Annotated in this window: 12 protein-coding genes; all 12 read right to left on the bottom strand. The window is 35.4% G+C overall.

Annotated features, from left to right (window positions below; all coding sequences use genetic code 11):
* Positions 1–8: 8 nt before the first annotated feature.
* Positions 9–1,325: an O-antigen polymerase gene (locus AAA942_RS00495; RefSeq protein WP_338218261.1), complete on the bottom strand. Its 1,317-nt coding sequence runs from the start codon at positions 1,323–1,325 to the stop codon at positions 9–11.
* Positions 1,322–2,434, bottom strand: a complete 1,113-nt coding sequence (locus AAA942_RS00490) for a hypothetical protein (protein ID WP_338218260.1) — start codon at positions 2,432–2,434, stop codon at positions 1,322–1,324. The genes AAA942_RS00495 and AAA942_RS00490 overlap by 4 nt, the downstream gene beginning before the upstream one ends.
* Positions 2,431–3,696, bottom strand: a complete 1,266-nt coding sequence (locus tag AAA942_RS00485) for a lipopolysaccharide biosynthesis protein (protein WP_338218259.1) — start codon at positions 3,694–3,696, stop codon at positions 2,431–2,433. Before AAA942_RS00485 ends, AAA942_RS00490 begins: the two co-directional genes overlap by 4 nt.
* A complete protein-coding gene (locus AAA942_RS00480) occupies positions 3,696–4,667 on the bottom strand; it encodes a Gfo/Idh/MocA family protein (protein WP_338218258.1) in 972 nt (323 codons plus the stop codon). Before AAA942_RS00480 ends, AAA942_RS00485 begins: the two co-directional genes overlap by 1 nt.
* A gap of 4 nt (positions 4,668–4,671) precedes the next feature.
* On the bottom strand, positions 4,672–5,247 hold the full coding sequence (locus AAA942_RS00475; protein ID WP_338218257.1) for an acyltransferase: 576 nt from the start codon (positions 5,245–5,247) through the stop codon (positions 4,672–4,674).
* On the bottom strand, positions 5,244–6,392 hold the full coding sequence (locus AAA942_RS00470; RefSeq protein WP_338218256.1) for a DegT/DnrJ/EryC1/StrS family aminotransferase: 1,149 nt from the start codon (positions 6,390–6,392) through the stop codon (positions 5,244–5,246). Before AAA942_RS00470 ends, AAA942_RS00475 begins: the two co-directional genes overlap by 4 nt.
* Before the next feature lie 137 nt (positions 6,393–6,529).
* Positions 6,530–7,840 (bottom strand): nucleotide sugar dehydrogenase, encoded by a 1,311-nt coding sequence (locus AAA942_RS00465; protein WP_338218255.1) that lies wholly within the window; start codon positions 7,838–7,840, stop codon positions 6,530–6,532.
* Positions 7,841–8,002: 162 nt separating this feature from the next.
* On the bottom strand, positions 8,003–9,142 hold the full coding sequence (gene gmd / locus AAA942_RS00460) for a GDP-mannose 4,6-dehydratase (RefSeq protein ID WP_338218254.1): 1,140 nt from the start codon (positions 9,140–9,142) through the stop codon (positions 8,003–8,005).
* 56 nt (positions 9,143–9,198) lie between these two features.
* Positions 9,199–9,585 carry a four helix bundle protein gene (locus AAA942_RS00455; protein WP_338218253.1) on the bottom strand — a complete coding sequence of 129 codons (387 nt, stop codon included), beginning with the start codon at positions 9,583–9,585 and terminating at the stop codon, positions 9,199–9,201.
* Positions 9,586–9,665: 80 nt separating this feature from the next.
* Positions 9,666–10,658, bottom strand: coding sequence for a GDP-L-fucose synthase family protein (locus AAA942_RS00450; RefSeq protein ID WP_338218252.1), 993 nt, complete (start codon positions 10,656–10,658; stop codon positions 9,666–9,668).
* A gap of 113 nt (positions 10,659–10,771) precedes the next feature.
* Positions 10,772–11,197 (bottom strand): adenylyltransferase/cytidyltransferase family protein, encoded by a 426-nt coding sequence (locus AAA942_RS00445; RefSeq protein WP_338218251.1) that lies wholly within the window; start codon positions 11,195–11,197, stop codon positions 10,772–10,774.
* A gap of 129 nt (positions 11,198–11,326) precedes the next feature.
* Complete coding sequence (locus tag AAA942_RS00440; RefSeq protein WP_338218250.1) at positions 11,327–11,656, bottom strand: four helix bundle protein; 330 nt, start codon at positions 11,654–11,656, stop codon at positions 11,327–11,329.
* Positions 11,657–11,937 lie beyond the last annotated feature (281 nt).

Genomic DNA, 11,937 nt, shown 5'->3' with positions numbered 1-11,937 from the left:
AAATCTCATTAAATTTTGATAGATTTAAACCTTGAAGAAAAGAATAATAATGACAACAAAATAAAGTTACCTTTAAAAAAACTATTGAATGTGAATGCAAGTTCCATTTGAAAACCAGAAATAAGAAAAATTACATACATAAGAATAACAATTTTGCCACTATCTGATTGATAATTGACAATTTTATAAAAAAATATAATTGAAACACAAAAAAGAAGACTAGAAAAAATAACTCCAATAATACCAGCAAAATAATATCCTTCTCCTATCCATCCAATATTAATTCCAATTAAATCATTATTCTGATGAATCAAACTTAATTCTTTACCTAAAGCATTTCCAATGGATAGACCAGGTTTTGAAGACCAAAAAATTGAAGGAATTAAACCAATAAAAGCTAAATAAAAAGGATTATAAAAAGGTGTGTAATAAGAACTTTCTACAAATTCTATAACACGAACCAAATTAATATAAACGTTAAAAAGTCTACTCGAGAAACTTTCGACTAAAAAATTATTATCTAAATGACTAATAGATTTAAAAATAGAAAAAATGTCTACTGAATTGTAATATGACAAAGAAAAAATTTGAGCTTGTCTAAATAAAGTCATTAATAAAAAAATAGAAAAAACAATAGAAGAATAAATAAAGATTTTTCTCTTACTAATAATATTATAAATAAAATAAATTGATAAAACAATTATTATTGGAAACAAAACACCAAATCTTCTACCTTGTAAAAAAGGTATAATAGCAGTAAATAAGAAATAAAAATAAAATATAAACTTAGTTTTATTAAAAGAACTAATATTGGGATTATAATTAGTTTTAAAATACATAATAGTTATAATCATAAAGCCCCATAAATGAAGATTATTGAACAATCTAATAAACCTAGGTACATTAACTACTTCAACCATATTATCATCTTCGACAAAAAACAAACCACTATTAATCATATATACTTTTGCGAAGATGGCTAATATTAAAAACAAAACAGATAAATACAACGCATTATTTGAAAAATCAAAATTAATTTTATAAAATCTTAATTTAGAAAGTAATGTAAAGAAAAAAAGAAAAATAAAATTAAATACAAATATTACAAAATGATTTAGAGGTATAACACTCATGTTAATTCTCCAAAAAAGTCCTACTGGAAAAAAATTAGGAATAATAATTGACGGGAGAATCAAATAGATAAAAGAAGCAATAATGAACAATTTTACTGGAGAAAATATATACTTATTTACTTTTTGATCACGTAACCAAAAGATCCAAAAACATATTAAGGAAAAAGCAGTAATAAGATTAGCTAAAATCATATCTTATTATAATTATTCAATGTAAAAATCAACCTTTTCAGACCTTCCAACCTTGAAAATTCTTCAACATCAACACTTACATTTTGATTAATAACCTTACCAACAAAATCAGTAAAATCATTACCTAAACTTGAGAAAAAAAATATTTTCTTATATACTAAACTCAAATCAAATATACTACCCTTTGTTAATGGCCTATCAGACAAAACAACTATATTCTTTTTCAATCCAATATAATCAAAAATTTTCGTTGTTGATTCAAATTCATTTCCTGTAGATAAAATAATTCCAAAATGACATGAATTGATATAAGACATAACATAATCATAATCTTTAAAACCATGAATAATTATCCTATTGTGTTTTTCAATTTTATGGAAGTCATCGCCAAAATAATGAACTCTAAACTTTTCATCAGACTCAACAATTTTTTTTAACCAAAGCGAATCACGACCTAGGGAAATTTTTCCACAGTAAACAAATTCAACGAAAATCCCATCAAATTCTACCTTCTTTAAGAAATTTAGAACACGCTCATCATATCCATTTTCAATTATTAAGGTATTAGAAGTGGAATTTAATTCTAAAAGTTTAAGGCAATATTTATTAACAGTAATAACCAAATCAGAATTATTTATAAATAGCTTTTCTAAATGTTTTTTAATAATTTTTTTAAGCCAGTGTGATCTAAAAAATAAAGGATTATTTGCAAAGGGATCTCTAAAATCTAAAACAATTTTTGAACCAAATTTACTTTTAATATACCTTGAAATGTAGAAATGTAAAAAAGGATTTCCTGAGAGAATCACATACTCATAATCAAATGTGTTTATCACATTAAAATAATCCCTTAATGCAAAATACCATGAATATCCAGGATCAAAATTTATTAAAGAATTAAAGATAGGTTTTTTATTATCTGGAATAAATATTACATTAGGTCCATCATAAGTATATTCGTTTATTCTTATAGGATTAGTTGCAGTTATTACTGTCGGCATAATTTTAAAATTAGAAACCTTAAAAATTTCATTTGCCCAATAAGAAACTCTTTTAGCCCCTACTCCAGTATAAGGATCAAAGTAATAAGTAATAAACAATATTTTCATATAAATTGAAATACTTTGGCGATTAAAGCAGAAATAAATAGATTTAACAAATAATAAATACAATAAACGAAAGAGATTAATTTAATTATAACATTAAAATCCTTAAATAAATAAAATATTATCAATACACTTAAAAATAAAAATAACATTAATAAGAAATTGATTTTTTGTTTTTGACCTATATAAATCATATAGCTAAGTGGGTTTGCAACAAACCTTAACGCTAAAGAAGGAATCAGGATTTTTGCAAAAAAACCCGCTATCCTCCACTCTTCACCAAAAATAAACACGAAAATATTCTCTACATAAAAAAAAAGTAAAATCGAAGGAACTGCAGTCAAAAAGAATAATAATTTAGCTGTTCTAAGAAATATTTTTTTACACTCTCCCGATTCCCTATATCTTTTTGAAGCTTCTTCCTTAAAAACATCTAACACTGATCCTGAAATAAGTGTAACAGGAACTTGAAGAATCCGCTGAGTGAAATAATAATTACCTGCAATGTTCGCTGAATTTAAAATATTAAAAAAAATATTAGGAATATGGTTTGCTCCAACATTTAATAACATAGTTGGAACATCTACAAGTGGAAAACTCTTATATCTATTTATAATTTTAAAGAAATCATTAAACTTTAATCTAATAATTGATTTTTCCTTTTCAAGAAAATATTTTATTAAAAATAATAAAGTTATAAATTGAGCGAAAAGCGAACCTATTATGAGACTCAATGCACTATTAATAATTCCAAGCCCTAAAATTAATTGGAAGCTTATCGTAAAAACACTTTGTAGTACTCTATTTATCGACAAACGCTTAAATTCTTTCTTTCTATTTAACCAATAATTTAAACTTTGATAGAATCCATAAATTAAAGTATTTACTGGTATAAAAAACAAATAAAGAATATTAAAGTCGTCAATTAATAAGAATTTTATTTGATCATAAAACAATAATAAAGAGATGAAAATTATGAGTGAAAAAGTAATTGAGAAAAAAATTGAAGTTTTCAAGACCATCAAGGAATCCTTATTCTCTTTAGGTATTAAAATAGCAAGCTCAAGTCTTCCTGCCGCGGCTATGTTGAGAATGGAAGATATGCTAAAAAAAAAAGCAAATAATCCAAACTCTTTTGGACTAAATATTCTTGTTAAAATTGGAGAAAATAAAATAGGAATAATCTGAGCTACACCAGTTCCAGTTAAAAGAGATAATATATTTCTTAAATAACTGTCAATTTCTATTTTTATTCCCATTTTCATTAAATACCCACAAAAAATGGGTGTTTTGCCAATTTTCCTGCTGCTAAAGGATGATAATCTCCATTTAAACCACTTGGGTGCATATATCGAATATCATGAACTATCTCAATACTAGGCCTAGCTTCTTCTAATCCAAAGCCAAATCCATCCAAAATATGCTGATAACTATGTGTATGAAGTTCAGTGAATCCATCGCTAAATTCAATCTCTTCATTCTCTATAGTTAGAGATCTATAGGTTCTGCCGCCCTTAGCTTTTACATGATAAGGAAGGGTATCGGCATTAATACTTAAAAACCATCTTACCCTAGCCTTTTCCAATTCAAAATAGCCGGCAGCTCGATCATGGGTATGGATATGAACAACATTTTTTTTGACGGCACCAAAAACCCAGGTTAGCATGTCATAAAAATGTACTCCGATGTTAGTCGCTATTCCACCAGATTTACTTTCATCGCCTTTCCAGGAAGTATAATACCAATGTCCCCGAGAGGTGATATAGGCTAAATCAATATCATATATTTTATCCTTTGGCCCTTCTTCAATTCTCTTTTGTAAAGCAATAATAGACGGGTGCAATCTTAACTGCAAAATATTGAAAACACGAGTACCATGCTCTTTTTCTACTTCTCCTAAAGCATCAATATTCCAAGGGTTGAGGACTAGTGGTTTCTCACATATCACATTTGCTTCTACCCTGAGTCCAAAACGGATGTGGGAATCATGTAGATAGTTTGGAGAACAGATACTTACATAATCTATCTTTTGTTCACTTCTTTTTAACTTTTCAACATGCCTATCAAATCGTTCAAATTCAGTAAAAAAGTCAGCATTCGGAAAATGACTATCCATTATTCCAACAGAATCAAATTTATCGTATGCTGCTAAAAGATTGTTACCAGTATCCTTAATCGCTTTCATATGTCTAGGTGCTATGTATCCAGCAGCACCAATCAATCCAAAATTTTTCATATAATTAAAGTTGTTTTTCTACTCGGTTATTATTTAAAATATATTTTTCTCCGCTCTCAGAGCAAATAGCAAAGCCATTTTGATCAAAATTAAGACGCTGACCACACTCACTCATCCAGCCAATTTGTTTGGAGGGATTACCTACTACCAAGGCAAAGGCAGGAACGTCTTTTGTCACCACTGCACCTGCACCAATAAAGGCAAACTCCCCTATATTATGTCCACAGACGATTGTTGCATTTGCCCCAATGCTTGCTCCTCTACCTACATGGGTTTTTGCGTATTCTGATTTCCTATTAATGGCACTTCTGGGATTGATTACATTGGTAAAGACCATGGAAGGCCCTAAAAACACATCATCATCGCAAGTCACACCTGTATAGATCGAAACATTGTTTTGAACTTTAACATTTTTTCCCAAAACTACACCCGGAGAGACCACCACATTTTGACCAAAATTGCAGTTTTCTCCAATCTTGCAATTTGACATTATGTGGGAAAAATGCCAGATTTTTGTTCCTTCGCCAATTTCACAGCCTTCATCAATAACAGCTGTCTCGTGTGCAAAAAAATTGCTCATTGAAAATAAGTTAAGATTTGATGAATTATATAATTCTGCTCTTCCTCTTTCATTTCAGTATGGATAGGAAGAGAAATCACTTGTTTGCAAAGCGCCTCTGAGACAGGAAATTGCCCTTCCCGTCCTCCATATTCCAAATAAGCCTTTTGTAAGTGCAAGGGTAAGGGATAGTAAACCATGGTGGGAATACCTCTCTCTGATAGGTACTTCTTGAACTGTTCTCTATCCACCGATTCATCAAGCCTAATAGTGTATTGATGAAATACATGAGTGGAATTTGGAACTCGTTTAGGAACTTGTAGTTTTGAATGACCTGAAAGCGCTCTATCGTAACGATCTGCAACTTCATTCCTCGCCTTAGAATATCTATCTAAGTGCTTTAACTTTACACTTAAGATGGCAGCCTGTAACGTATCCAAGCGGGAGTTTACTCCAATTGAATCGTGGTAATACTTCATTTTTTGACCATGATTGGCAATCATTTGTAATTTCTCTGCCAAAACAGGATCATTTGTGAACATGGCACCACCATCGCCATAACAGCCCAGATTTTTGGAAGGAAAAAAGGAAGTAGTCCCAATATCACCCATAGTTCCTGCCTGGGCCTTTCTTCCATCTGAAAAGGTATAAACAGCACCAATTGCCTGAGCAGTATCTTCGATAACTTTAAGTTTATATAACTGAGCAATTTTAAGGATTTCCTCCATATTGGAACATTGCCCGTACAGATGAACAGTAACTATACCTACTGTTTTATCTGTAATTTTGGACTCCAATTGATTGACATCTAACTCGAAAGTCTCTGAAATGACATCAATAAAGACAGGTTTTAGTCCCAGCAAGGCTATAACTTCAACCGTTGCTACATAAGTAAAGGCAGGAACAATTACTTCATCTCCGGGTTCAAAATCCAAAGCCATCATAGCTATTTGAAGAGCGTCTGTACCATTGGCACAGGGAATTACAAATCCGGAACCTGTGTAGTCTTTGAGTTCCTCAGCAAATTTCTTGACCTGAGGACCATTTATAAAGGCTGTTTGGTCAATAACATCCTGAATAGCAGCGTCAATCTCAGGTTTGATTCGTTCATATTGCGATCTCAAATCGACCATTTGGATCTTTTCAGGAATTGTAAGATTTTGCATGAAACAGGTTAAGAGTTAATTGTTTTAAGTTCTTGGTTCGAGATTCAATTTTCCGGGTTGTGGCATAGAACAATGAACTCCGAACCCTGAACAGTTCATTTTTTGAATCTTGTATCTTTTTATCCTTGTATCTTCAATCAAAGTCTTGCATCCACTTTATTCTTCTCCAACACACTCTTCACATCAAAAACAACCTGATTCTCTGATTTCTGAATTGGCCAAGATCTAAATTCCTTGTGGGCAACAGCCAAAATAATTGCGGAATATTGATCCAGATTTTCCTTGGTTTTCCCATTGATAATCTCTAATCCGTATTCCTGCTTTACCTCTTCCGGATCCGCCCAAGGGTCATACACATCCACCTCCATATCGAAGGATTTTAATTCTCGATAGATATCAATCACCCGGGTATTTCTTACATCCGGACAGTCTTCCTTAAAGGTAAAACCCAAGATCAGTACCTTAGAATCAATTACCTTAAGATCCTTTCGCATCATGTACTTAATGGTCTCCGTGGCTACGTGTTTGCCCATGGAATCATTAAGCCGGCGTCCAGCCAAGATAATCTCCGGATGGTACCCTACTTCCTGGGCCTTTTGGGCCAAATAGAAAGGGTCTACTCCGATGCAGTGCCCCCCTACTAATCCAGGACGGAAAGGCAAGAAATTCCACTTGGTACCTGCTGCCTCGAGCACTTCCTGCGTATCGATACCCAAGAGATTGAATATCTTACTTAGCTCATTGACAAAGGCAATATTGATGTCGCGTTGGGAGTTTTCGATCACCTTGGCAGCCTCAGCAACCTTTATGGAAGAGGCCTTATGTGTTCCAGCAGTAATGACTGCTTTGTATAATTGATCCACATATTCGGCCACTTCCGGGTTACTCCCTGAGGTTACTTTCAGGATTTTGGTAACGGTATGTTCCTTATCTCCGGGATTGATTCGTTCTGGAGAGTAGCCTGCAAAAAAGTCTTCATTAAACTTTAGCCCGGATACTTTTTCCAATACCGGAACACATTCCTCTTCGGTCACCCCAGGGTAAACCGTGGATTCATAAATGACCACATCTCCTTTTTTCAGGACCTTACCTATGGCTTCGGAAGCCTTTAGCATGGGGGTGAGAATCGGTCTATTGTGCTTATCGGTAGGGGTAGGAACGGTAACGATATAGATATTGGCAGAAGAAATGGGAAGGACCGCATCGGTAATCAATAAACCCTTCTCTTTTTCATCCAATCCCATGGAGGTCTTGACCAACACGGATTGGAGCAAGTCATCTTCTACTTCCAAAGTCCGATCATGTCCCTTTTGAAGTTCATCCACCCGCTTGGGATCGATATCGTACCCTACAGTTTTGAATTTTTCGGCAAACGCTACAGCAAGAGGTAATCCTACATAGCCCAGGCCGATAATGGCAATCTTACTTTCGTTAAAAGGTTTTAGCATAATTAAATAGTTACACAGAGAACCACCGAAGAGATACGGAGGAACACAGAGTTTTTTTGTGGTTTAATTGGGGAACCGCAGTTGGAAGCAACATAAATGGTAATGGTAAAAGTTAAGTGTTAAGGGTTAATGGTTAAGGGTTAACTAGACTATCATTAACTATTAACCCTTAACTAACTCCTTTAGGTCTCCTTTCATCATATCTTCTACCAATCCTTCCAGATCGTATTCCGGTTCCCAGCCTAATTGGGTTTTGGCTTTGGTAGGGTCACCGAGGAGGAGGTCCACTTCAGTGGGGCGGAAGTACCTTGGATCTACGCGAACAAGGATGTGGCCGAAATTTACCCCCCCCTGCCCCCCCTTAAGGGGGGAGTTGGTGGCGCTGTAGTATTTCTGCTCATCGATGGAATCAAGGATTCCGACTTCCTCGACTCCTTCTCCTTCCCACCGAATATGGAAGCCGACGTGGGCAAAGGCCATACGGACGAAGTCACGGACTTTGGTGGTTTTGCCGGTGGCAATGACAAAATCCTCGGGTTTTTCCTGCTGCAAAATCAGCCACATGGCTTTAACGTAGTCTTTGGCATGTCCCCAGTCCCTCAGGGCATCCAAATTACCCAAGTACAAGCAATCCTGCTTTCCCAAAGCAATTGCAGCCGCCGCCATGGTAATCTTTCGGGTCACGAAAGTTTCCCCTCTTCTTGGGGATTCATGGTTGAAGAGAATTCCATTGCAAGCAAACATGCCATAGGCTTCTCTGTAGTTTTTGGTAATCCAGAAACCGTAGATTTTGGCTACTCCATAGGGAGAACGAGGGTAAAAAGGGGTGTTTTCATCATAAAAGCCCTTTTCATTTTTATTATCCGGCATGCCTCCGTAAAGTTCCGAGGTAGATGCTTGATAGATACGGGTCTTTTTTTCTAGCTTAAGAATTCGGACTGCCTCCAAGATTCTCAAGGCCCCTACCGCATCCACATTGGCCACATACTCTGGAGAGTCAAAAGATACTTTTACATGAGACATAGCCCCGAGATTATAAATCTCATCTGGCTGTACTTCCTGAATGATTCTAATGATATTGGTAGAGTCTGTAAGGTCACCGTAATGAAGAAAAAAATTCACTTCGCCTTCATGTAAGTCTTGATACAGGTGATCTATTCTTTGGGTATTGAAGGATGAGGCACGACGCTTAATGCCGTGAACTTGATAGCCTTTTTCTAGCAGTAGCTCGGCCAAATACGAACCATCCTGTCCGGTGATTCCTGTAATAAGGGCAACTTTTGGTGATAAAGATTTATTCATTTGTTAGTTTCAGAGTTCGAAGTTCGATGTTCGAAGTTCGTGGTTCAAAGTAGGGTTCAGGAAAATTTATTTCCCTTTCGTTCTGAATTTTTGAGATATATCATTAAAGACTTAATTTTTGTTCTTAGTCTTTCTGTACGGGTCAAAACCTCCTCTAATTCTGTTTGGTTTATATAAGAAAAGTCAAATGCCCGATAAGCTTGCGATCTTGTTTCGGCATTTGAACCTCTAGCAATAGAAAGAAATTGGATAAATTCTTTATTTCCATCTCTATCAAATCCTTCGGCTATATTATCCATAATAGATCCTGAAGAAGAGTTAATTTGACCAACAAATTTGAAGTCTTTTGAAAACTCTATCTTTTGAGTCAAGGATCGAACAAACTTGCTTAACTCTCGAGCTTCTTTCCAGATTTCTAAGTCCTCAAAGCATTCGATCTTCACAAAAATCAGTTGGGCTTTTATGTTATCGATTCAGAGTTCAGGGCAAATGAACTTTGAACCCTGAACTTCGAACAACTATATTAAATTTTGACTTCCTTGAATGAGTCCTGATGCTCGAGGAACCACTGATAGGTTTTGCGGATACCATCCTCAAGACTGGTTTTCGCTTTCCAGCCTGCTTGGGTCATTTTGGATACATCCATCAATTTTCTCGGAGTACCGTCAGGTTTTGTGGAATCCCAGATAATTTCACCGGTATGTCCTACTATTTTCTGGATAAGCAAGGCTAAGTCTCTGATCGTTAAATCCTCCCCTGTTCCCACATTATAAAGATTATCCTGGAATTCATTTTCCAAAGCAAAAACCACTGCTTCCGCCAAATCTTCTACATAGAGGAATTCTCTCATCGGCGTTCCACTCCCCCATAGCTCGACAGGCGAATTTTTACTACCTGCTTCGACTCCGCTCAGCATAGACAGGTCTGAATGTTTTGCATCGTGAAACTTTCGGATCATTGCAGGAAGCACATGGGAGGTTTTTAGGTCGAAATTGTCATATGGACCATAGAGATTGGTGGGCATCAGGGAGATATAATCTCTTCCAAATTGCTTGCGGATAGCTTCACAGGCTTTTACTCCTGTGATTTTTGCCACCGCATACCATTCGTTGGTAGGTTCCAGAGGACCGGTAAGTAAATAATCCTCTTTCAATGGCTGTGGGGCCATTTTTGGATAAATGCAGGAAGAACCCAAAAAGATAAATTTATTCACTCCAGCATGGAAAGCCGTATCAATCAGATTGTTCTGAATCTGCATGTTTTCCATGAGGAATTGATAGGGATAGGTATTGTTTGCCATAATCCCCCCTACCCGGGCAGCAGCATCAATAACTACTTCAGGTTTTTCTTCAGAAAAGAAATTTTGAACGGCCTGCTGATTCCTCAGATCAAATTCACTGGAAGTCCTACCGATCAAATGGGAATAACCTTTTGCTTCCAACGCTCTCCAAATGGCCGAACCTACCATTCCTCGATGGCCGGCAATGTATATTCGGGTATGTAGGTTAAGGTTCAATTTGTAAAGGTTAAAAGTTAATTGTTAAGCGTTAATTGGTTCGAGGTTCTAAGTTCTGGGTTCGGGTATCGCAATTCTGGAATCATGAACGTTGAACTTTGAACCATAAACATTTAACTATTTTTCTTAAGGAGCCAGGAGCTGGACTGAATCTTATCTCCCAAGCCATCGATTAGTTCGATACCTAATTCCTGGCAAACCGGGACTTCGGGGATGGATTGGTTATTCTGGTCTCCACCATTAGCGAAAGCCAAGTGGTAGCTTCCGAAGAGTTCCTGATGAATCTTTCTAATGGTTTCACAGACGGTTCGATCCTTATCAATAGAAAGATACACTCGGTCCACACTTTTGATATTGGATACGATAAACATTCGTTCATCCTCCAATTGAAACTCTTTGGAACCTTTCAAAGCCCGCTGTTGATCATTGTTTACTATCACGATCAATTCATCACCTACGGCTTTTGCATGGTTAAAATACTCAATATGGCCCTTGTGCAGGGGATTGAAGTAGCCAGAGACGATGATGGCTTTAGGCATATTTGGATTTGAGATTAACCTTTAGGGTCAAAGGTTAAGAGTTAAGAGTTAAGAGTTAAGGGTTAAGCTGTAAGATTACTTGTAACCCTTTGATCCACTATTTCTTAATGTTGTTTTTAGATTAAAAATTTATCTTTTCAGTAATTCAGTTCTACTCAGCAATTCTTCAAGCTCTTCTTGAGAAATAAATTGTGAATCAAACGCTCTGTAAGACTGAGATCTGACTTCCCCATTTGAACCTTTAGCCATAAATAAAAAGTTAATAAACTCCCTATTTCCATCCCTTTCAAAACCTTCAGCAATATTATCCATGACTGATCCAGCCGCTGAATTGATTTGTGAAGAGAATCTGAAGTCTTTTGCAAATAGCGCATTCTGACTTAACTCACGAACACGCCTACTTAATTCACGTGCTTCACGCCAAACTTCTAATTCTTCAAAATTCTCAATTCGGGCCATAGGCTTTATTCCCTAATTGAACTCTTAACACTTAACCCTTAACCAAAAGATCGGGTATAGCTTCGCCCTTTCAGTCCCAGACTTACAAAGAAAAATAAGAATAAAAATTGCTGATAACCTTAGCTTTCTTCTTACTCTATTTCTTTGTGTGCAGGGGCTTAGCTGGGCGTTTTACTGAATCAGATTTCTTCTGAAAAATTTAATAATTAAATTAACAAAAGGGCCAAATTCTAACAAAAATGCAAGATTTTCCCCTTTCAGGAAGTAAATATATCAAAACT

It is taken from the genome of Algoriphagus sp. oki45, from assembly GCF_036245605.1.
Lineage (GTDB): Bacteria > Bacteroidota > Bacteroidia > Cytophagales > Cyclobacteriaceae > Algoriphagus.
The sequence above is the reverse complement of the archived record's forward strand: the minus strand, read 5'-3'. Positions and strand labels throughout refer to the sequence as shown.